This window comes from Rhizobium sp. R711 (assembly GCF_002211365.1).
Classification (GTDB): domain Bacteria; phylum Pseudomonadota; class Alphaproteobacteria; order Rhizobiales; family Rhizobiaceae; genus Rhizobium.
Genome location: NZ_LOKZ01000035.1, coordinates 52,468 through 73,005 on the forward strand (window position 1 = coordinate 52,468; position 20,538 = coordinate 73,005).

The 20,538-nt window shown below is 59.9% G+C and carries 20 protein-coding genes; 14 read left to right on the forward strand and 6 right to left on the reverse strand.

Annotation, left to right across the window (positions count from 1 at the left end; translation table 11 throughout):
* Positions 1–225 precede the first annotated feature (225 nt).
* Positions 226–1,278 (forward strand): polysaccharide deacetylase family protein, encoded by a 1,053-nt coding sequence (locus tag ATY80_RS22530; protein WP_088694538.1) that lies wholly within the window; start codon positions 226–228, stop codon positions 1,276–1,278.
* Between the two features lie 21 nt (positions 1,279–1,299).
* Here ATY80_RS22530 and pdxH read toward each other — a convergent pair whose 3' ends face one another.
* Positions 1,300–1,920 (reverse strand): pyridoxamine 5'-phosphate oxidase, encoded by a 621-nt coding sequence (gene pdxH / locus ATY80_RS22535; RefSeq protein WP_088694539.1) that lies wholly within the window; start codon positions 1,918–1,920, stop codon positions 1,300–1,302.
* 66 nt (positions 1,921–1,986) lie between these two features.
* Between pdxH and ATY80_RS22540 the strand changes: the two genes are divergently transcribed.
* From ATY80_RS22540 to ATY80_RS22555, 4 genes are all read left to right on the forward strand, one after another.
* A complete protein-coding gene (locus ATY80_RS22540) occupies positions 1,987–2,445 on the forward strand; it encodes an RT0821/Lpp0805 family surface protein (RefSeq protein ID WP_088694540.1) in 459 nt (152 codons plus the stop codon).
* Between the two features lie 247 nt (positions 2,446–2,692).
* On the forward strand, positions 2,693–3,862 hold the full coding sequence (locus ATY80_RS22545) for a DnaJ C-terminal domain-containing protein (RefSeq protein ID WP_088694541.1): 1,170 nt from the start codon (positions 2,693–2,695) through the stop codon (positions 3,860–3,862).
* Positions 3,863–3,985: 123 nt separating this feature from the next.
* Complete coding sequence (gene fabI / locus ATY80_RS22550; protein ID WP_007793163.1) at positions 3,986–4,804, forward strand: enoyl-ACP reductase FabI; 819 nt, start codon at positions 3,986–3,988, stop codon at positions 4,802–4,804.
* An 84-nt stretch (positions 4,805–4,888) separates the two neighbouring features.
* Positions 4,889–5,479, forward strand: coding sequence for a histidine phosphatase family protein (locus ATY80_RS22555; RefSeq protein ID WP_088694542.1), 591 nt, complete (start codon positions 4,889–4,891; stop codon positions 5,477–5,479).
* Between the two features lie 24 nt (positions 5,480–5,503).
* Here the strand turns inward: ATY80_RS22555 and ATY80_RS22560 are convergent, their stop codons facing one another.
* Together ATY80_RS22560 and ATY80_RS22565 are read right to left on the reverse strand one after the other, a co-directional pair.
* On the reverse strand, positions 5,504–7,282 hold the full coding sequence (locus ATY80_RS22560; protein WP_189637241.1) for an autotransporter outer membrane beta-barrel domain-containing protein: 1,779 nt from the start codon (positions 7,280–7,282) through the stop codon (positions 5,504–5,506).
* A 524-nt stretch (positions 7,283–7,806) separates the two neighbouring features.
* The gene (locus tag ATY80_RS22565) at positions 7,807–8,067 is read right to left on the reverse strand and encodes a DUF1344 domain-containing protein (RefSeq protein ID WP_024314249.1); all 261 of its coding nucleotides are present in this window, start codon (positions 8,065–8,067) and stop codon (positions 7,807–7,809) included.
* A 246-nt stretch (positions 8,068–8,313) separates the two neighbouring features.
* Here ATY80_RS22565 and ATY80_RS22570 point away from each other — a divergent pair, with 246 nt between their 5' ends.
* The 3 genes from ATY80_RS22570 (at position 8,314) to ribB (ending at position 13,858) form a co-directional block, all read left to right on the forward strand.
* Positions 8,314–11,484 carry an EAL domain-containing protein gene (locus ATY80_RS22570; protein ID WP_088694544.1) on the forward strand — a complete coding sequence of 1,057 codons (3,171 nt, stop codon included), beginning with the start codon at positions 8,314–8,316 and terminating at the stop codon, positions 11,482–11,484.
* A 162-nt stretch (positions 11,485–11,646) separates the two neighbouring features.
* Positions 11,647–12,744: a chorismate synthase gene (gene aroC, locus ATY80_RS22575; RefSeq protein ID WP_088694545.1), complete on the forward strand. Its 1,098-nt coding sequence runs from the start codon at positions 11,647–11,649 to the stop codon at positions 12,742–12,744.
* Between the two features lie 10 nt (positions 12,745–12,754).
* On the forward strand, positions 12,755–13,858 hold the full coding sequence (gene ribB / locus ATY80_RS22580; protein ID WP_088694546.1) for a 3,4-dihydroxy-2-butanone-4-phosphate synthase: 1,104 nt from the start codon (positions 12,755–12,757) through the stop codon (positions 13,856–13,858).
* Positions 13,859–13,865: 7 nt separating this feature from the next.
* On the opposite strand, the gene ATY80_RS22585 is transcribed toward ribB, so the two are convergent.
* Entirely contained in the window at positions 13,866–14,435 is a 570-nt protein-coding gene (locus ATY80_RS22585; protein WP_088694547.1) for a hypothetical protein, read from the reverse strand.
* A gap of 20 nt (positions 14,436–14,455) precedes the next feature.
* On the reverse strand, positions 14,456–15,652 hold the full coding sequence (locus ATY80_RS22590; protein WP_088694548.1) for a winged helix-turn-helix domain-containing protein: 1,197 nt from the start codon (positions 15,650–15,652) through the stop codon (positions 14,456–14,458).
* 149 nt (positions 15,653–15,801) lie between these two features.
* Between ATY80_RS22590 and ATY80_RS22595 the strand changes: the two genes are divergently transcribed.
* Genes ATY80_RS22595 through ATY80_RS22605 form a run of 3 tightly spaced genes read left to right on the forward strand, consistent with a single transcriptional unit; the run spans position 15,802 to position 17,671 of the window.
* On the forward strand, positions 15,802–16,479 hold the full coding sequence (locus ATY80_RS22595) for an ABC transporter ATP-binding protein (protein ID WP_088694549.1): 678 nt from the start codon (positions 15,802–15,804) through the stop codon (positions 16,477–16,479).
* Positions 16,476–17,084 carry a CbiQ family ECF transporter T component gene (locus ATY80_RS22600; RefSeq protein WP_088694550.1) on the forward strand — a complete coding sequence of 203 codons (609 nt, stop codon included), beginning with the start codon at positions 16,476–16,478 and terminating at the stop codon, positions 17,082–17,084. Before ATY80_RS22595 ends, ATY80_RS22600 begins: the two co-directional genes overlap by 4 nt.
* Positions 17,085–17,107: 23 nt before the next feature.
* Complete coding sequence (locus ATY80_RS22605; RefSeq protein WP_088694551.1) at positions 17,108–17,671, forward strand: biotin transporter BioY; 564 nt, start codon at positions 17,108–17,110, stop codon at positions 17,669–17,671.
* On the opposite strand, the gene ATY80_RS22610 is transcribed toward ATY80_RS22605, so the two are convergent.
* Positions 17,668–18,063, reverse strand: coding sequence for a hotdog domain-containing protein (locus ATY80_RS22610; RefSeq protein ID WP_088694552.1), 396 nt, complete (start codon positions 18,061–18,063; stop codon positions 17,668–17,670). The genes ATY80_RS22605 and ATY80_RS22610 overlap by 4 nt on opposite strands.
* Before the next feature lie 161 nt (positions 18,064–18,224).
* On the opposite strand from ATY80_RS22610, the gene ATY80_RS22615 reads away from it, so the two are divergent.
* The 3 genes from ATY80_RS22615 (at position 18,225) to ATY80_RS22625 (ending at position 20,459) form a co-directional block, all read left to right on the forward strand.
* Entirely contained in the window at positions 18,225–19,160 is a 936-nt protein-coding gene (locus tag ATY80_RS22615; RefSeq protein WP_088694553.1) for a histone deacetylase family protein, read from the forward strand.
* Between the two features lie 2 nt (positions 19,161–19,162).
* Positions 19,163–19,414, forward strand: coding sequence for an exodeoxyribonuclease VII small subunit (locus ATY80_RS22620; protein WP_025582353.1), 252 nt, complete (start codon positions 19,163–19,165; stop codon positions 19,412–19,414).
* A gap of 121 nt (positions 19,415–19,535) precedes the next feature.
* Positions 19,536–20,459 carry a pirin family protein gene (locus ATY80_RS22625; RefSeq protein WP_088694554.1) on the forward strand — a complete coding sequence of 308 codons (924 nt, stop codon included), beginning with the start codon at positions 19,536–19,538 and terminating at the stop codon, positions 20,457–20,459.
* The last annotated feature ends 79 nt before the right edge of the window (positions 20,460–20,538 follow it).

The following is a 20,538-nucleotide window of genomic DNA, read 5'->3' on the forward strand; positions in this document are numbered from 1 at the left end:
GCAATTCCCCTCGATGAACGAATAGCCGGCGCCATTCGGATTTGTCCCGTTCCGCTACAGAAGCCGCCAATGTGGCGCGACTTTGCGGCGACTGGTATGATTTTTGACGAGTTTTATCCTTCATAGTGAAAATCGCGTAAAGAGGACACTCAAAAATCCTCATTCAGCAAGACTTAACCTCGGGCTTGCTAGTTTCGCCGCTCCGGAAACCAGCGGGCGAATGAGATGACGGCGAGCATCAAAAGGCTTGCGAAGCGGATTGCGATTGCAGGCGGTCTTGAGACTGCCAATCTCCTGCGCGCAGCTGGCGTGATGCGCGGTGCTCGCGGACTTGGCGCCATCTTCACGCTCCACCATGTCCGTCCTCACGAAGAAGCCGTGTTCGAGCCGAATGCGCATCTGGAAATCACACCGGAATTTCTCGATCTCGTTCTCGATCGCTTGAAGAGCGACGGCTATCGCTTCGTGGCGCTTGAAGAGATCCCGGCACTGCTTTCGCAAACCGGGTCCAATCAACCCTTCGCCGCCTTCACGCTCGATGACGGCTACCGCAACAATCTTGTCTACGCACTGCCCATCTTCGAAAAGCACGAGGCGCCTTTCACCGTCTTCGTCACCAAGGGTTTCGCCGAACGCACGCATACGATCTGGTGGGAGACGCTTGCAGCGCTTCTATGCAAGGAGGAGAAGATCGGCTTCGATTTCGGCAGCGGCCACGAGATGCTCGACGTCGCGACGACCGATGCAAAGGAGCGCGTTTTCGCGCGCATCGCCAACCATCTTCATCGACAGGACGAACGCGCCGCCGTCGCAGCCATCGACCTGATGGCGCGAAAACACGAAATTGACCCGGACGAAATCGTCGACGATCTCGTCATGACACCAGCGGAACTCAATCTCGTTGAGGCCAGCCCGCTGGCCTCGCTTGGTGCGCATACAATCAGCCATAGGGGTATGTCGCGTCTCTCCGACCGGGAGGTTCGCGACGAGATGCAGGCGTCCCGCGATTATGTTGCTGCGATCACCGGCGACCTGCCAGGCTCCTTCGCTTACCCCTATGGCACGCGCGAGGCGGTAATGCGCAGGCAGGCAGAGATCGCGCGCGATGTCGGTTTCGATATCGCGGTGACCACACAGCCCGGCGTCGTCACCCAGCGCTCGCTCGGCAGCATCACCTATCTGCCGAGGCTCTCGATCAACGGTCTCTATCAAAACGTACGGTACGTGTCCGGTCTCGCTTCCGGCATTCCGTTCCGATTCACACCAAACAGGCCTTGAGCGCGCCTGCTCATGCCCCGATCAGGGATACATGCGGACCTTCGTCCAGTCGCCTTCCGGCGACGACCGACGAAACTCGATGCGATCGTGCAGGCGGAACTTCTGGTCCTTCCAGAATTCGATCGACACCGGACGGATCCGGAAGCCCGACCAATGCGCCGGACGCGGGATCTCCCCGATTGCGTAGCGCGCCGTGTATTCGGCCACAGCTTTCTCAAGCGCGAAACGGCTCTCCAGCGGCCGCGACTGCTTCGATGCCCAGGCGCCGATTCGGCTGCCGCGGGCTCGTGTCTTGAAGTAAGCGTCGGCTTCTTCGTCCGTCACGATTTCCACAGGCCCGCGCAGGCGAACCTGCCGCCGCAGCGTTTTCCAGTGGAAACACATGGCGGCTTTCTTCTGCCCGAGGATCTCCTCACCTTTCTGGCTCTCGAAATTCGTGTAGAAGACAAAGCCCTCGTGATCGAATCCCTTAAGGAGAACCATGCGGACATTGGGAAGGCCGTCCTCGTCGACCGTCGCAAGTGCTACCGCATTCGGGTCATTGATCTCGGAAGCCTCCGCCTCCTTCAGCCAATCGGCAAAAAGATCGAACGGTTCGTTTCGCTCGGTGAAGTCACCGCTTATTAACTCATTTGCCGACATATTAGCTCAAATGCCCCGGGTTTATTCAAAGTTTGCCCAGCTTTTAGCTACCGGACAGGACGCAGGGTGGAAGTCATAGCAAAGTCAGATCGTGATACAAAGGGTCTGCTGCGTCGCAGCGCGGCCTTCTGCATCGTCGGTATGGCGGTGCTCTCTCTCTCCGGCTGCGTCTCCAGCGGTCTGGATCTCTTCAGCAGCTCCAAGGTCGATCGGTCGGTCGCGACAGGCACCGTGCCGCAGCCCGCGCCGACGAGCGACTCGATCTCCGACGAAATGACCGTCGGCAACGCCGTGACCTCAGCCGACATCCAGCGGCTGGAGGGTCGCCCCCTCCCCTGGGCCAACGCTTCGACCGGCAGCGCCGGCGTCATCGATACGATCGTCGAGGATACGGATTCCGGCCAGGTTTGCCGCCAGTTCCGCACGACGCGCCACTCTTATGTCGGCATTGCAAAATTCTACGGCAAGACCTGTCTCGTCGGCGGTGGCAATTGGCAACTCATGAGTTTCCAGCCGGAAAGCTGAACGCCACACGGGGCACGCTTAACGCACACGCCGTTCTCTTTTGATGTTTAGCAAAAGGCTAACCATTCGGCACAAAAGCGAGACGTCTCCCACGTCGAATAAGAACTGATTAGCAACTTCTCCCCACAATCCGCCCTCAAATGCGCTCGGTTTCCTCCTTAAGATGAACTCGGGCGCCGAATGAGAGGCTTCGGGGTGCTAGGCAGAGGAACAAGCACACCGCATCGGAACACCGGCGGTTTGGGACATGCGCGATCCTTATAAGATTTTGGGCGTCAAGCGGGACGCGGGGCAGGACGAAATCAAGGCAGCTTGGCGCAACATGGCCAAGGCGGTTCACCCTGATCACAATCAGGGCGACCCGACGGCCAGCGCCCGCTTTGCGGAGATCGGCCGCGCCTATGAAACGTTGAAGGATCCGAAGAAACGGAGCCTCTTCGATAATGCCGCCCGCATGGCCGAAGCCAAGGCCAACGAAGGTACGATCATGCAGCAGCGCCAGGCGGCTCGCGAAGCCGCCGTGCGTGCCAAAGCAGCGCAAGCCAATGCAGAGCGCGTGATGGAAGAGCTTGCCCGCGCCGCCGCGCAAAAGGCTGCGGCCGATGCCGCCAAGCAGCAGAAGACCGGCGCGGCCGAGCCGCCGGAAGAAATGATCGAACGCATATTCGGCACGCAGGCGCGCACCGCGGCCGGCGGCGGACGCGCCCAGGGCTTTGCCGCCGGCGCTCCGAAGCGGCCGGAAGCGGAGGCTGCGACCGCGGACAAACAGCCGGATGCCGGCAAAGCCGAGGCTGAACAGCAGCAGGCCGCGGAGGAGGCCGCCGCGCAGGCTTCTGCGGTCATGCAACCACTTAGCTTGCTGACTTCGCTCGTTCGCCGCTTTACCGGCGGCAGCGCTGCCGTGCCTGAAAAGGCGCCGGATCAATTCGTGACAAAGACCGTCACCGTCGACGAGGTCATCAAGGGCGGATGGGTCACAGTCGACCTCGGTGAAGGTCGCGACATCGGATTCGCGCTGGCGACAGGCACGACGGAAGGCCATCAGGTGCGGCTCAAGGGCCAGGGACACAAGCTCACCGGCATGCAACGCGGCGACGCCGTCATCAACATCCACATTGCTCCCGATGAACGGTTTACGGTCAACGGTTTCGATCTGCATACGGTTTTGCCGGTGACGATCGAAAACGCCGTCCTGGGAAGCGAGGCACGCATCGATGGCCCCAATGGTTCGGTCACCGTCACGGTTCCCGCCTGGTCTGGCTCTGACAAGACAATCCGGATTCCGGGTCAGGGGCTGACAAACGCCGAGGGCGGCAAGGGCGATCTCGTCGTCGAGCTGCGCATTATGTTGTGGGAAAAACCCGACGACAAAGTCACCGATCTGATGCGAAGCATGAAGAACGGGCTGTTTCTGTGAAATTTTGGTGACAAGCGCACCCTTTGTTACGATCCCTAACAGTTGATGATTGCTGCCAATCTTGAACCGATTAGCAGCCTATGCCATAGGCAGGACCGATCAGAATTCCTTAGGGGGCGAAATATGGCTCAGGCAACAGGCCTCATGTCAGGCAAGCGCGGCGTCATCATGGGCGTTGCCAACAATCGTTCGATTGCGTGGGGTATTGCCAAGGCTATTCATGCACAGGGCGGCGAGATCGCATTTACCTACCAGGGCGATGCGCTGAAGAAGCGCGTGGAGCCGCTGGTTGCAGAGGTAAACGGCGTTCTTGCCGGACATTGCGACGTCAGCGACGAGTCGACCATCGATGCGGTCTTCGACCACGTCGAAAAGCTGTGGGGCAAGATCGACTTCATCGTTCATGCGATCGGCTTTTCGGACAAGGACGAACTGACGGGCCGCTATGTCGATACGTCGGCCGACAACTTCGCCAAGACGATGCAGATCTCCGTCTATTCCTTCACCTCGGTTGCGCGTCGCGCCGAGAAGCTGATGACGGACGGCGGCTCGATGCTGACGCTTACCTATTATGGCGCCGAAAAGGTCATGCCGAACTACAACGTCATGGGCGTTGCCAAGGCTGCACTCGAAGCCAGCGTCAAATACCTGGCAGTCGACCTCGGGCCGAAGAACATTCGTGTCAACGCCGTCTCCGCCGGCCCGATCAAGACGCTTGCAGCTTCCGGCATCGGCGACTTCCGCTACATCCTGAAGTGGAACGAATACAATGCGCCGCTGCGTCGAACGGTGACGATCGAAGAGGTCGGCGATGTCGGCCTGTACCTGCTCTCGGACCTCTCGCGTTCGGTTACGGGCGAAGTCCACCATGCTGATAGCGGTTACCACGTCATCGGCATGAAGGCGGTAGACGCGCCCGACATTTCCGTCATAAAGGACTGATCGCACTCTTTGCTGCGTCGCGCTCGCGACCCCTTTCCTCGCGACAGCGATTAAGGGGTTGCGTGCCCTAAACGGAGCCGATCATTGCTTATCTACGTCGTCAGACACGGCCAGACCGACTGGAACGCAGAACGTCGCCTGCAAGGCCAGAAGGACATCCCGCTTAATGCCATCGGCAGAGCGCAGGCCTGGCAGAACGGTATCGACCTCGCCGAGATCCTCAAGGTCGAGGCAATCCCCTTCGAATTCGTCGCAAGCCCGCTGGCGCGCACCCGTGCCACCATGGAGATCATGCGCGAAGCGATGGGTCTCCCATCAAAAGACTACCGAACGGACGAGCGCCTGGTCGAGGTTTCCTTCGGCGATTGGGAAGGCTTCACGATCAAGGAACTGAAGGCCACAGCCCGCGACCGCGTCACCGAACGCAATCTCAACAAATGGGATTTCATTCCGCCGGGAGACGACGCGGAAAGCTATGAAATCATGTCCTGGCGCGTGGCATCCTGGCTGAATTCTGTCGACAAACCAACGGTTTGCGTCACGCATGGCGGCGTCATCCGCGCCCTTTTCAGAACAATTGCCTCCTGGCCCAAGGAAGAGGCTGCCGAGGGCGAAATTCCGCAGGATCGCATCCTGAAGATCGATCGGGACAACGGACTGATCGGCTGGATCTAGTTCCGTTTGACGTGGCGGACGCCATCACCAGCGCATTTTCAGGCCGATCTCACCGCCGATCGATTGGCCGAGATCGTCAAATTCGATCTGATAGTCCACATTGGCATAAAGCGAGACATTTTCGCGGAGACTTGTGTCGAGACCAGCATTCAGTATCACAGAGGGACCGGAAAAATCGGATTTGAACGGTTGTGACTCCCCGTCCGCCGAGAATCCGATCGTCGGTGTCTCTAGAAACTGATAGGCAAAACTTGCGCGCAACCACGCGGTCAATGGCAGAGGATTTACCTCCTCCGGCTTGAGATCCCAGATCCTGACGAGGCGCCCGCCCGCCCGGCCGAGCAAGCTGTCTACGTCAGAGAAACTGACGGTCGCAGCAGAGTCGCTCGCATCATCGATGGAAATGTGTTGGTAGCTGACCTGAGCTTGCGGCTCGATAATCCATCCGTCCTCAAGATGAAGTGGATAGCCTACCTCGATAGAGGCGCCAAAGCCGAGACCATTTGGCGAAATCGAATACGGTCGATCAGAATCGGCGTTGATATCATACGATGTACCCTGCAGTAGGCCATCCAGATACCAGCCGTCCTTGCCGTAATGCGTCCAATAGCCGCCGAGCGTGTAGGCATTCAACCTGTTGGAACCAACCGATGCCCCGAACAGACTACTGTCGCCGTGGCCCTTGCCGACGACAGCATAAATGCCCGCCATCTCACTCGCACCATTTGCACCTTCAGCACTGTAGAGATCGATGCCGCCCTGAAAGGCGAACAGATTGTAATCCAGCTGCTTGCCGCGATTGACCGCGCAACGCTCATAGCCGTGCCTGCCGATTGTGCGGCCCCAGACATACGGTGGACCAGAGGCGTTCAACATGCCGCTGCCTGCCGCCTTGTCGTCGCCCTTGCGTTGGTGGAGCGTGTCAAGAAGCATCGAACCGTATCTCAGAGCGAGTTGCGGGCTGCTGGTATACAGTCCGACTTCGGGTCGAAACGCCCCCTCGTGACCGATTGTCTCGCCACTACCGCCACCGCCATTGCCACTACCGCCACCACCGCCGTCGCCGCCATTGCCGCCGCCGTCGCCGTCACTGTCACCGCTGCCGTCCTCCGGTTCACAGGGGGCCTCGCTTCCTCCCTCCGTACGCAGATACCAATTGTCGAGGCCGCTGCCGTCCTTGCTTGAGCGGAAAAGGTTGTATTCGAAAGCCCCCTTGGCGACAGGGCCATCAAGGACGAACGCCCCGCCAGCGGTGGTGCCGCCGTTAATTGCCTCCACGACCAATATACCGTTCCCGGTTGTCGCTTTGCCGCCGCCGCCGGCGTCCACGATGTGGAGCTTGGTGCTGCCCGAAGCGTTTCCGCCGTCGATCACGAGCTTGTCCGATGCTGCTCCGTCGCCTTTCAGTTCGGTATTAAGAGACAGGCTGCTGCCGACACCGCCAATGTAGTCGCCCTGAATGACAAAGACGTCCTTTGCGGAATTGTCGGTTCCGACCAAGCTGATGGTTCCGAAGTTGGTAACTGTGACCCCCGTGCCGTCAAACGACAGAACCGCCGCGTTTCGACCGCCAGCAAATACTGTGCTGCCCACACCGATGACGAGCTCGCCGGTCCCGGTACCCGCATCGCCGAGCGTCAGAATGCCATCGACTTGATTGTGGGGCGCCATGGTGAGCGTTGCGTTCTCCAGAACAATCCGTTCCCAGTTCACGAATCGGTTGGCGTCCAGCACTGCCACGCCCTGCAGCGTCAATGTGTCGTTACCAAGCTGACCGTTGACGGTAGAACTTGCAGTGGCCACCTGCGGGCTCTGCAATACAAGGACGTCATCTCCATTCGTGCAGATGACATTAATGCCGCTGACGGTGCAATCCGCTCTGGCTATCTCCGGAAACCACCAAATGGACCCCGCAAGAAACGTCAATGCGGTTGTGGTTGCTCGCATCCGGAACGAACGCCCGACGGTATAGCCTCTTGCCCCGCAGCGAAGATCGCTGCGATCGCCAGTGTCGCGATATGTTTTGCTTTCTTTATGATCGCGAGTCGTCGATCGCCGTGGGCCCATCCGTCGTCGTGATGGCCACTGCCTGCGGATAGCCTCGGTCCTCAACAAGACACGTAGCGCCTCCCCGTCACCGGTTCCCCAGCAACAATATTCCGAGCAGGCCGAGACTTGTCAACCAATGGTTAAGAGAGAGACGATTTCCGCTGCTTTACTATCTTTCAGGTTGTATGCGCGGGAGTTCGTGGCGAGGCGCTGGCGAAAAGCAGAGCAAGCGGAAATCGCGGCTACGGCGAGTGCGGCGCGATGATTCCCAGTTTGGCTTATTGGACGATATCGAGATCGTTGATGACACGTTTGCCATCGACCTCGGTGTAGAAGACGATAACCTTCACGCCCGCCTTCAGTCCCTCGAAATTGAATTCTTCCGGTGCCTGGTAGGTCTTTCCGTCATCCAGCGTGAGGCTGAGGTTAGTCATATCGACCTTCTTGATCGTCGCCTCGACGTCCGCGCTCTCCGCAAATCCGCTGATCGGCGACAAGAAACTGGCTGTGGCCAAAAGCGTAGCGACTACGAAGCGCATGACAGCATTCCCTCGAAAACACGACTCAATAATCCAACTGCGCACAGATAACCTCCCGAATATGGCGAAATTTGCCCTGAAGAATGACCTGCCGCGTCAAATTGGTGAAGAGTATTTTAACAATAACGGCATCGGTTCGTAAGTTGCATTTCCAGTACGTTTCCACATTCGGCAAAGGGTATTGGTCGGGCAATCGTAAATTAACTGCTTCTATCTACAGTCGTCCCGAACATGGGAGACTGGGTTTTGCTATTCCGCCTTAAAGACAGCAACACATTGCGGCGCGTCTTCAGGAATACCCGTCTCGCCCTCCTGGTTTCCGGCCTCGTTGCTATTGTTGTGGTCATCGTCGGCTTCGGGCTGGACCGTGCCAATACTGCCGCTCATCGGCGTGAAGTGACGATACGGACAGAAAACGAAGTAGGTTTGATCCGGGCGCGGATGACTGCGCAGATCAACATGGACATCACCGTCGTACGCGACCTGGCCAACATGGTGGCGGTCAGTTCGAGCGTGAATACCGAGGAGATGGAGCGGCAGATCAACTGGCTGCTCATCCAGAACCCCCACTTCCTGAATATTGCCGTCGCACCGGATTTCATCGTCGGCGCCGTCTATCCGCCACAGGCCGGGAAAGGACGAATCGGGAAAGACGTCCGCGACATTCTTGCCGCGCGTCAGTCGGTGATGCGCACGACCGGCGACCAGCAGGCGCGCTTCTATGGACCGATCGCCGCCGGCGATGGTGCGGAGGCCTTCGCGATCTTCTTTCCCGTTTTCATTAAAGAGAATGGGCAGCGGCGGGTCTGGGGAGCAGTCGAAGTCACGATCGATGCGGACATGTTCTATCAGAACACCGGCTTGCAGCCGGCGCGCAACAGCGAGAATCAGGAGAAGTATCCGCACCTCGATCACCTCTCGATCGCGGTGCGCGACCTCTCCATGGCAGACTCGGCCACGCCCTTTTTCGGCGCACAGGATCTGCGCGAAAAGCAACCGATAACGCGAAAGGTCGCTTTTGCCGGCGGGCGCTGGCAGATTGCGGCGGTCCCGAAGACGGGCTGGAACGCCGTTCCCGAGAACCAGTCAACGCTTCGCCTGATCATCGCGGCCGCCGCCTGTATCACGATCATCCCGGTCTTCTTTGCGACCTTGCTGCTCGGCGAGCGCAATCGCAATATTGCCCAGCTCAAGGTGCGCGAGGCGACGCTGCTGAAGCTGTCGCAGCGCCTCAATCTGGCATTGGAATCGTCGAATATCGGGATATGGGAGCTGCACGAGCACGGCCACACCCTGTTCTGGGACGCCCGGGCCTCAGCACTGCACGGCAAACCCGCGGAAGACGGCAGTCATTCGCTGGAAGACTGGCTTGCTGCGATCGTCGCCGAAGACCGGCACATCGCGGAAGTCCACTTTTTCAACTACAACGTCGCCGGCTCCGCCTACGAAACACAATACCGGGTCACAGCCGAGGGCGGCACTGTCCGGCACCTGCGCTCCATCGGCTCCTTCTACACGGACGCGGCAGGCGACGAAAAGACTATCGGCATCGTCTGGGACGTCACAGCCGACGCGGAAGCGGCCGAAATCCTACGCAAGGCAAAGGATGTCAGCGACATCAAGAATGCCGAGCTGGAGATGGCGCTGGACGAACTGTCACGACGCGAGGCCGAGCTTTCCGAGCTCTCCGGCAAGCTCGATCTGGCGCTCGACTCCTATCAATGCGGGATCTGGGAAGCGACGCTCGACGACGAGGGCTCCATCTGGGACGAGCGAATGCACGAGCTTTACGGGCTGACGCCAAGAGCCGGTTTCATGACCGAACCGGTCTGGCTTTCCTGCATTCTGCCTGAAGATCGCGACTTGGCCCTCGAAAGCGCCCGCCATTTCAAGCAGGTCGGTGACACTCATACCCTGATCTGTCGCGTTCCGACCGAGGACGGCTCGATCCGCTACGTTCGCTCGACGGGTAAAGTTCACCAAACCCCGAGCGGTCACCAGAAGATCATCGGCGTTGCATTCGATGTTACCGAGGATGCGCTGATGACAGCGCAGCTCAAGGCTGCCAAGGACGAGGCGATCGCCAAGAATATCGAGCTCGAGCTTGCCAAGAACCGCATCGAGCACAACTCGCTGCACGACCCGCTGACGGCGCTCGCCAACCGCCGCAAACTTGATATCGCACTTGAGAACCTGACGCTCGACGGCCGGAGCGAGCGGCAGAAATTCGCAATCCTCCACATCGACCTCGACAGGTTCAAGGAGATCAACGACACACTCGGTCATGCCGCCGGCGATGCGATGCTGATCCATGCGTCGCGCGTGCTGTCGAGGAACCTGCGCGGAGATGACCTCGTAGCGCGCATCGGTGGCGATGAGTTCGTGATCCTGGCACACAACGCCAGCGATGCGGTTATGTCTGCCCTTGCCGGCCGGATCATCGAGCAGATGCGCCAGCCGATCGACTTCGAGGGATTCGCCTGCCGTTGCGGCGTCTCCATCGGAATCGCGCTTGCGAATGGCGTGCACGTCGATGCTCGCAAGGTGCTGATCAATGCCGACATCGCCCTCTACCGCGCCAAGAGCCAGGGGCGGAACCGCTACGAATTCTTCAATCACAATCTCCAGGCCGACATCATCAACAACAAGCGCCTGGCCGACGAGATTCTTGCCGGCATCGAGAACGGCGAGTTCACCGCCTGGTATCAGCCGCAGTTCTCAGCACGCACGATGCAACTCACCGGCGTCGAAGCCCTGGTTCGTTGGCAGCATCCGTCCCGGGGACTGCTGACGCCGGACAAATTCCTGAAGATCGCCGACGAGATCAACGTCGTCCAAACGCTTGACCGTATCGTTCTCGACACCGCGCTGAAGGACAAGATGCGCTGGACGGCAAGGGGCATTTCCGTTCCGAAGATCTCGGTCAACGTTTCGGCACGACGGCTGCATGACGAAACCCTCGCAGAGTCACTGCGCGGCCTGCAGATCCGCCCCGGTGAGCTGTCCTTCGAGCTGGTCGAATCGATCTTTCTCGACGAGAGCGAGGATGTGGCCGCTCATAACCTCGATCAGATCAAGGCGCTTGGGATCGACATCGAGATTGATGATTTCGGGACCGGTCATACCTCGATCGTCAGCCTCCTCAAGCTCAAGCCGAAGCGGCTCAAGATCGACCGGCAGCTGGTTCAACCGGTGATGAATTCGCCGCAGGAGCGCGCGCTGGTCAGCTCGATCATCGACATCGCCCGCTCGCTTGGTGTCGAAACGGTGGCGGAAGGCGTCGAAACGGCGTCGCATGCCGCCCTCCTCAACGAGCTCGGCTGTGACCTGTTGCAGGGCTACGCATTCTCCCGCCCGCTTTCTTTCGAGGACTTCGCGCAAATGGCGGCCGGAAGTTCCTGGCGTATCGCCTCCTGACACCATCGTTTACAATCAGCGGAAACACCATTTCCTTTCGTTGACGGTTTCGAGCAAAGAAAGGCTTTTGCCGCTGCGTTTTTTTGGCCTATGAGTGTCGCGCATTTTTCAGATGAAGGACGCCGCCGGTGACGACCGGTTGGCGCGATCCGGTCGGGACACATGTCGCATAACACATTCGGTCATCTCTTCCGTGTAACCACCTGGGGCGAAAGCCACGGGCCGGCGCTTGGCTGCGTCGTCGACGGCTGCCCACCCGGTCTGCTCTTCAAGCTCGAGGACATTCAGATCTGGCTCGACAAGCGAAAGCCCGGCCAGTCGCGCTTTGTGACGCAGCGTCGCGAGGCTGATCTGGTCAAGGTGCTGTCCGGCGTCATGCTGGACGCCGACGGCGAGACGATGATCACGACTGGCACGCCGATCTCGATGATGATCGAGAACACCGACCAGCGCTCCAAGGATTACGGCGAGATCGCACGACAGTACCGGCCTGGCCATGCCGACTACACCTACGATGTAAAGTACGGCATTCGCGACTATCGCGGCGGCGGCCGCTCGTCGGCCCGCGAAACGGCGGCGCGCGTAGCAGCAGGCGGCATTGCTCGTCTTGTTGTGCCCGGGGTCAAGGTGCGCGGCGCTCTGGTGCAGATCGGCAAACACAAGATCAACCGCCAGAACTGGGATTGGGATCAGGTCGACCAGAATCCCTTCTTCGCGCCGGATGCCGCGATCGTTCCCGTGTGGGAAGAATATCTCGATGGCATCCGCAAGAACGGCTCTTCGATCGGCGCTGTCGTCGAGGTAGTGGCCGAAGGCGTGCCGGTAGGTCTCGGCGCCCCGATCTATGGCAAGCTCGACCAAGACATCGCCTCGCTGCTGATGTCGATCAACGCCGTCAAGGGCGTCGAAATCGGCAACGGCTTCGAAGCCGCTGAGATCACCGGCGAGGAAAACGCCGATGAGATGCGCATGGGCAATGACGGCAAGCCATTGTTCCTGTCGAACAAGGCCGGCGGCATCCTCGGCGGCATCTCGACCGGTCAGCCTCTTATCGCGCGTTTTGCCATCAAGCCGACGTCATCGATCCTGACCGAGCGCCGGTCGATCGATGCCGATGGGAACAATGTCGATATTCGCACCAAGGGGCGGCACGATCCGTGCGTCGGCATTCGCGCCGTGCCGATCGGCGAAGCGATGGTCGCCTGCGCCGTCGCCGACCATTACCTCCGTGACCGCGGCCAGACCGGCCGACTGAAATAGGAACACTGACATGCCTTATGATCAAAAGCGCGTCGTCGATGCCATCCGAGCCTTCGAGGCCGGCGAAATCGTCGTGGTGATGGATGACGACGACCGCGAGAACGAAGGCGACCTGATCGTTGCGGCTGTTCACTGCACCGCGGAGAAGATGGCTTTTATCGTGCGTCACACCTCCGGCATCGTCTGCACGCCGATGCCCAAGGAGGAGGCCCGCCGGCTCAACCTGAATGCGATGGTTGCCGAAAACGATTCGGCCCATACGACCGCCTTCACCGTTTCGGTCGATTTCAAGCATGGCACGACGACGGGCATTTCCGCCGACGACCGCACGCTGACGGTCCGCAATCTGGCGAACCCCAATGTCGGCCCGGCAGATTTCGTCCGTCCCGGCCACATCTTCCCGCTCGTCGCTCGCGAGGGCGGCGTGCTGATGCGCTCCGGCCATACGGAAGCCGCGGTTGATCTCTGCAAGCTTGCCGGGCTGCCGCCGGTCGGCGTGATCTGCGAGCTTGTCAATGACGACGGCACCGTCACGCGTGGCCCGCAGGTGGTCGACTTCGCCGCAAAACACGGGCTGAAGCTCGTCTCGGTCGCCGATCTCATTGCCTATCGCCAGCGCAAGGAAACCTTGATCGAACTCGGCGCCAGCTTCGACATCGAAACGCCTTTCGGCAAGGCCAAGGCCCATACCTACTCGCTCCCCTGGGATCCGATGCAGCACCTCGCCGTCGTCTTTGGCGACATTCGCGACGGCATCGATATTCCAGTCCGCCTGCACCCTGAAAATGTCGCGGAGGACCTCTTCGGCAAGCGCAGCCCGGTCGATCACTACATGCAGAAGATCGCCGAGGAAGGCCGCGGTATCATCGTCTATCTCCGCGAAGGTTCCGTCGGCGTCGGCCATTACGACAACGGGCGCAAGACGCGCAGCCAGGGCCGCGAATCCCACGCCGAAGCCAAGAGCCGCGAAAGCGAATGGCTGGAGATCGGTCTCGGTGCGCAAATCCTCAAGGACCTCGGCGTCAGCTCCATCAAGCTGCTCACCAGCCGCGAGCGTCACTACGTCGGCCTCGAGGGCTTCGGGATCAAAATCACCACAACGGAGATTTGCTGAGTTTCAGCTAGATAGTATTGGCAAAGATCTCAATATGGACAAGACGATCGTTGCGATAGGTTATCGAGAAGTCGTACGCATAAGGCTGCAGAATGTAATACCAGCGCTGCCACTGCGCTATAAGGCTGCTACAGCTCTCGGTATGTTCAGTGCATCCAAAGCTGAGCGTGCGATCGGAACCGTTTGGTAGAATGCGCGTGTTATCGTTGTACTTCAGATGCTGCGCGCTCAGCCAAGCGGCCCCTTGCTCCGGACCTCCCAAAGTATCCAGCATCCGGAATAGACAGATTTGCGCATCCCACTCCGTACGGAAACGGCTCCAATCGATCTCGAAGGAGTCCTGCTGCGCACAGCTTTCAGCATCCGGCCATCTTTCGAGGGCGCGCAGTAACCCAAGTGCGATATCGTAATGCGGATCGCGCAGCATCCGATAGTTTCCCAGAGAAACAATACCGTCGGGGCTGATCGAGGTGATGTGGCTCTTGAGATATGCGACGTAGGCCGCAGCGCATCCGGCCAGCGCGACGACCACTGAAAGAAATCGAAGAATACGGCGAACCTTGACGGAAGCGAGCATCGCTGTGTCCAGCCTTTCATCTAGCTCTTCGTGTACCACGCATCCAGCAGCACGACCTTCGCCAGTCCCGCAAACTTTGCCACGCGCTCCAGTTCGGCATGCAGCCTTTCCAGTCGCCCGACCGCAGCCTTTACGCCCGGCTCCAACCATAGCCGCTTGACGTCCAGCGTTCCGCCTTTGCGATCTGCCTTCATGTCGATGCGGCCGATCAGCTTGTCACCTTCCAGAAGCGGGAAAACGTAGTAGCCGTATTCGCGCTTCGGCTCTGGCACGAATACTTCAATGCGATAAAAGAAGCCGAAGAGGCGTTCAGTGCGATTACGGTCGCGGATCATCGGATCGAAGGGGCTGAGCACACGCACGCGCGGGGGCGCCTCGGGATAGTCCTGAAGGCTCGTGAGCAGATCCGGGAAGGCCCAGGATGGGCGCGACTTGCCACCAAGCGCCGGCTCGATCAGCACCTCGGTCAACTCGTCGCGATGCGCGTTGACCCAGGTTTTCGCTTCATCGGGCGACAGCAGATCCCAGAAAGCGGCAATCTCGCCATGCGTGGCAAAGCCCAACCGCGTCAGCGCACTGCGGCAGGCCCAGTCGACAAACTCCTCACGGCTGACCTGAGGCTCGCGATATTCCGCCGGGATGACGCGCTCGACCAGATCATAGATCTTCTGGAAATTTGAGCGGCCGGCGATCGCGAACTTACCTGTATGCCAGAAATACTCCAGCGCCGTCTTGTTCGGGTGCCAGTTCCACCAGCCGCCGGAAACATGCCCATCCGCCTTGATCTCACGCGCCATGATCGCGCCGTCGCGGACGACCCGCTCATAGGTTTCATCGAAGGCATGCTCGAAGCCCTCGCCGCGCCATTTGCGCCAGCGCTCGATGATGGCTTCTTCCTCGTGACGGAACTTGTGCTTCCAATATTTGAAGAATGCGCTCGGCAGGATGGAGGCGTCATGCGTCCAGTGCTCGAAGAGCGAGCCCTCTTTCTCCAGCAGTGCCGTCAGGTGCTCGCGCTTGTAGGTCTGGTTGCGGGAAAACAGGATCTGGTGATGCGCCCGCTCCACCGTCTGGATGCTGTCCACCTGCACGAAACCGAGTTCGTGGATAAGCTCCAGCAGGCCGGCTTTCGTCAGCGCCTTGTTCGGCGGCGCGCTCAGGCCCTGCTTGGCGAGGAATATGCGGCGGGCATCGGAATTCGAAACGAGATTCGTCATAGCGCATCATAGGCCGGAAAATGTTCCTAGCCACCCGATAAGTTTGAGGGGACCAGTCAGGAAGGAGCAACCAACATTCATTGCGAGATTTTGAGCTTTCAAAGTGCGAAATTCGTTATAGAACGGCCTCTCAATTCACGAGGAACCAGGTGGATATCCGTTTCGAAGGAGCAGGGGTCAGCTATGGTGCACGTGTCGCGCTGGCGCCCGTGACGCTGCAACTCAACGAAAAGCGCATCGGCATCATCGGCCTCAACGGCTCGGGCAAGACGACCTTTGCGCGCCTCATCAACGGCCTGACCAAGCCGAGTGTCGGACGCGTGATCGTCAACGGCCGCGATACGGCCGACGCCAAGGCCGTTCTCACCGATGTCGGCTTCATCTTCCAGTCTCCGCAAAACCAGATCATTCTGCCCATCGTGCGTGATGACATCGCCTTCGGGCTGAAGAGCCGCGGCTACAAGCCGGCGGAAATAGAGGCTAAGGTGGAGGCGGTCCTGCAGCGTTTCAGCGCCGCCCATCTAGCTGAGCGCCGGGCGCACGAGCTTTCGGGCGGAGAACTCCAACTTGCCGCCCTGTGTTCCGTGCTGGTCACCGGTCCAGACATTCTCATTTTGGACGAGCCGACCAACCAACTGGACCTCAAGAACCGCGGTCTCGTGCAGAGGCTGGTGGAAAGCCTTCCCGAGAACGCGATCGTCATCAGCCACGATCTGGAGTTGGTCGCCGACTACGAGCGGGTGCTGGTTTTCCATGAGGGCAATCTCGTTGCCGACGCGCCTGCTGGAGAAGCGATCCGTTGCTACAGGGAGATCGCCAGCCGATGAAGTCGCTTTTCGTCGAAGGCAACAGCGCCATGCATCGGGTTTCGGCTCGCGCCAAGCTGCTTGCGCTTGCCGCCCTCGGCGTCGTGCTCTTCCTTTCGACGAATCTCCTGCTGCTTGCCTTGGCGGTGGTCGCCACGGCCGCGATCTACTTCAGCATCGGCCTTCCGGGACGATCCGCGCTTGCGCGGCTGAAGCCGGTCTTCCTGACGATCGTCATTGTGGCGTTGTTCAGTCTGGCCTTCAATCCCTGGCATGTCGCAATCGTCGCCCTGCTGCGCCTGACCGCATTGATGCTGTTTGCTGCCGCCGTGACAGCAACGACCACAATTGCGCAATTCATTGATGAGATTACACTTCTGGCACGACCGCTGGAGCGCCTCGGACTTCTCCGGGCCAACGATGTCGGCCTTGCTGTCGGGCTCGTCGTCCGTTTTGTACCCGAAATCCTCGATCGTTACAGTGCCATCCGCGAGGCGCACGCGGCTCGTGGCATCAAGGTACGACCAACGACCGTGCTCGTGCCGCTGGTCATTCTGACGCTGAGGGATGCGGATAACATTGCGGCGGCAATTGACGCGCGCGGCGTTCGGCGGCATCTCAATTGAGAACTCGCTAACAGGAGCCCTGCATGAGCACTCGCGACCTCGTTCTCTCCGCCCTCTTCGCGGCCATCATCGTCGCGCTCGGCATTCTGCCGCCGATCACGCTCGGCTTCATTCCGGTGCCGATCACGGCGCAGTCGCTCGGCGTGATGATGGCGGGTGTCGTGCTCGGCGCGCGCCGCAGTACGATTGCCGTCCTCATCGTCCTCGTGCTTGTTGCAATCGGCCTTCCCGTGCTTTCCGGCGGTCGTGGCGGGCTGGCAGCCTTCGCCGCACCGACCACCGGCTTTCTGATCGGCTGGGTATTGGCGGCTTTCGTCACCGGTTATCTCAGCGAGCGGCTGGTCAAGTCAGAGCAATCGGCGCTGGTACAGACGGTCGGCTTCTTCCTTGCTGCGATGATCGGTGGCATCGTCGTTCTCTATGCCTGCGGCATCTTCTATCTGGCGTTCGCCGCCCAGCTTGGCCTCTCCAAGGCCTTCCTTGGCTCAATGGCGTTTATCCCCGGTGACGTCATCAAGGCGCTCGTTGCAGCGCTTGTCGGCCGTGCCGTCATGGTCGGCTATCCCTTGCTGCCGGTGCGCAGCTAATCGACGAAACCATAAAGCCAGTCGCGCGTGACTTCGGGAAGCGGGACTGGCGAACGATCTTCGCGTGAGCGCGCCTGCCAGATGATCTCGACCTCGGCAGAGCGCTCATCGCCAATGTCGGCTGCAATGATGAAGCCAACCGAACGCACACCGATCTTGTCCACCGACGCAGTGAACACGACCCGCTCATCGTAATGCAGCGGCCGATGGAGAATGCAGGTCACCTTGCTGGCGATGTAAAGCGGTTCGTCCTGCAACCGTGGCCTCGACGACCAGAAGGTCGCCAGCACGGACTCGGCATAGGAAATATAGGAGCCCAAAAATACCTGGCCGTTCATGTCGACATCGCGGAACGGCACATTCATCTCAACGGTGCGCGTGACCTCGTTCATTGATCTTTCTACCAATTTCCCCCTCCCCTCAGACTAGCCGCGAGGCCGACCGAAGTAAACGGGAGGACCGGTGCGAGGAGCAACGCGCGCGCTTGTTGAAATCGGCGCATCGAGCCCCATCTGCTGTGGATCATGACGGGAGGGAAAGATAGAGTGATCCCATGAGCACCCGCCTTTACGAGCACCCGATTTTCCTGGAACACGTAACGCCCGCCGGCCATCCCGAGCGGTCCGACCGCCTGCGGGCGATCAACGTGGCGCTGGAGCATCCGAACTTTGCGGGGCTTGATCGCAAGCGCGCTCCGCAGGCCGCCGAAGAAGCCGTGCTGCTTGCGCATCCCGAGGAGCACCTGCTTTCGGTGCTGCGCCAGGTGCCGGAAGAGGATGGCGAGATCAATCAGCTCGACGCCGATACCTATGCCAGCAGAAAGAGCTTCGAAGCGGCGCTGACAGGGATCGGCGGCGCGATGGCCGCTGTCGATGACGTCTTCACCGGCAAGGCGGACAACGTCTTCGTTGCGGCCCGGCCGCCCGGCCACCATGCCGAAAAAACAACGGCGATGGGGTTCTGCTTCTTCAACAATGCCGCCATTGCCGCCCGCCATGCGCAGAAGGTGCATGGCGCGGAGCGCGTGGCAATCGTCGACTGGGACGTGCACCACGGCAATGGCACCCAGGATATTTTCTGGGACGATCCTTCCGTGCTCTTCTGCTCAACGCACCAGATGCCGCTTTACCCCGGGACCGGCGCGAAAGAGGAGAGCGGCAAGCACGGCACCATCGTCAACGCGCCCTTATCGCCGAATGTCGGCAGCGATCAGTTCCGTGAGGCGTTCAAATCGCGGGTGTTGCCGGCACTCTTCGACTTCCGCCCGGACCTGATCATCATCTCCGCCGGTTTCGATGCGCATCACCGCGATCCGCTGGCGCAGATTAATCTGGTCGGCGAGGATTTCGACTGGGCGACCGGGCGATTGCTCGAGGTGGCCGACAAAAGTGCCGCAAACCGGGTCGTCAGCCTGCTGGAAGGCGGCTATGATCTCGAAGGCCTCGCCGAGTCGGCTGGCCTGCATATTCTCAGAATGATGAAGGGTTGAGTATGACTGACAGCGCCAAGCCGGAGGTTTCCGGTCTTTCCTTCGAGAAGGCCGTCGCCGAACTCGAAAGCATCGTGGCCCGCCTCGAACGCGGGGACGTGGCGCTGGACGAATCGATCGAGATCTACGAGCGCGGCGAAGCGCTGAAGAAGCATTGCGAAACACTGCTTTCGGCCGCCGAAAACCGCATCGAGAAGATCCGCCTCGACCGATCAGGCAAACCCCAGGGCGTCGAGCCGCTGGACGGCGCATAAGCAAACCTCCAGCGAAATCGTCATCATCCTGAACAGAGCGTCGCCGTTCGGGCGATAAGTTTTCCTAGTCCGCCATCATCAATCGGGCTAGCGTAGAACCCGTGCTCATCGGAGATCTGCGATGTCCTTCTTCCCCGGTAAAGACCCCCTGCCCGGCGACGCTTTCAGCTGCGACGCGATCGAAAATCTCATCATACCGCGCACCAGCGATCTCGGTGGCTTCCAGGTGCGGCGCGCGCTACCGACCCGGGAGCGGCGGCTCGTCGGACCGTTCATCTTCTTCGACCGCATGGGGCCGGCGATCCTGAAGCCGAACGAGGCGCTCGACGTGCGGCCGCACCCGCATATCGGGCTTTCGACGGTGACCTACCTCTTCGACGGCGAGATCCGGCACCTCGACAGCCTCGGCACCGAGAAGGTCATTCGCCCCGGCGACATCAACCTGATGACGGCTGGACGCGGCATCGTCCATTCCGAGCGCACGCCTGATAATCTGCGTGGACACCCGCTGTTGATGTCGGGCCTGCAGACCTGGCTGGCGCTGCCCGACGACAAGGAGGAGATCGATCCCTCTTTTGCGCATACCGAAAAGAGCGACATGCCAGTCATCGCCGAACGCGGGGTGCGCGGGCGCGTCGTCATCGGATCGTTCGAGGGAATGTCCTCGCCGGTGAAGGTGTTTTCGGATACGCTCTATGCCGATATCAGTCTGGAACCCGGTGTGAAGTTCCCCTTCGCCGCGGGACATGAAGAGCGGGCGGCCTACGTGCTATCAGGCGAAGTCGTTATATCCGGCGACAGATTTGCCGCCGATCAGCTGCTGGTCTTCCGCCCCGGCGACCAGATCACGCTCGAAGCCGGCAGAGAGGGCTGTCATCTGATGCTGTTCGGCGGAGCGGCGCTGAACTCGAAACGCTACATCTGGTGGAACTTCGTTTCCTCCTCGAAAGAGCGCATCGAAAAGGCAAAGGAAGAGTGGCGAACGGGCAAATTTGACATTGTTCCGGGGGACGAAGAAGAATTCATACCTTTGCCGGAAGGCTGATCTCCTTTAGAGAGGAGTTTCAGCCGTTCTTGAAATCGACTTTTTTCACCGCAATTTATGGCTTAAAGGCATCCTGCCC

Excerpts from the sequence above, each read along its gene's own strand:
- ATY80_RS22530 (WP_088694538.1), top strand. The coding sequence starts at position 226 with ATGACGGCGAGCATCAAAAGGCTTGCGAAGCGGATTGCGATTGCAGGC.
- pdxH (WP_088694539.1), bottom strand. The coding sequence starts at position 1,920 with ATGTCGGCAAATGAGTTAATAAGCGGTGACTTCACCGAGCGAAACGAA.
- ATY80_RS22545 (WP_088694541.1), top strand. The coding sequence starts at position 2,693 with ATGCGCGATCCTTATAAGATTTTGGGCGTCAAGCGGGACGCGGGGCAG.
- fabI (WP_007793163.1), top strand. The coding sequence starts at position 3,986 with ATGGCTCAGGCAACAGGCCTCATGTCAGGCAAGCGCGGCGTCATCATG.
- ATY80_RS22565 (WP_024314249.1), bottom strand. The coding sequence starts at position 8,067 with ATGCGCTTCGTAGTCGCTACGCTTTTGGCCACAGCCAGTTTCTTGTCG.
- aroC (WP_088694545.1), top strand. The coding sequence starts at position 11,647 with ATGTCGCATAACACATTCGGTCATCTCTTCCGTGTAACCACCTGGGGC.
- ribB (WP_088694546.1), top strand. The coding sequence starts at position 12,755 with ATGCCTTATGATCAAAAGCGCGTCGTCGATGCCATCCGAGCCTTCGAG.
- ATY80_RS22585 (WP_088694547.1), bottom strand. The coding sequence starts at position 14,435 with ATGCTCGCTTCCGTCAAGGTTCGCCGTATTCTTCGATTTCTTTCAGTG.
- ATY80_RS22590 (WP_088694548.1), bottom strand. The coding sequence starts at position 15,652 with ATGACGAATCTCGTTTCGAATTCCGATGCCCGCCGCATATTCCTCGCC.
- ATY80_RS22600 (WP_088694550.1), top strand. The coding sequence starts at position 16,476 with ATGAAGTCGCTTTTCGTCGAAGGCAACAGCGCCATGCATCGGGTTTCG.
- ATY80_RS22605 (WP_088694551.1), top strand. The coding sequence starts at position 17,108 with ATGAGCACTCGCGACCTCGTTCTCTCCGCCCTCTTCGCGGCCATCATC.
- ATY80_RS22610 (WP_088694552.1), bottom strand. The coding sequence starts at position 18,063 with ATGAACGAGGTCACGCGCACCGTTGAGATGAATGTGCCGTTCCGCGAT.
- ATY80_RS22615 (WP_088694553.1), top strand. The coding sequence starts at position 18,225 with ATGAGCACCCGCCTTTACGAGCACCCGATTTTCCTGGAACACGTAACG.
- ATY80_RS22620 (WP_025582353.1), top strand. The coding sequence starts at position 19,163 with ATGACTGACAGCGCCAAGCCGGAGGTTTCCGGTCTTTCCTTCGAGAAG.
- ATY80_RS22625 (WP_088694554.1), top strand. The coding sequence starts at position 19,536 with ATGTCCTTCTTCCCCGGTAAAGACCCCCTGCCCGGCGACGCTTTCAGC.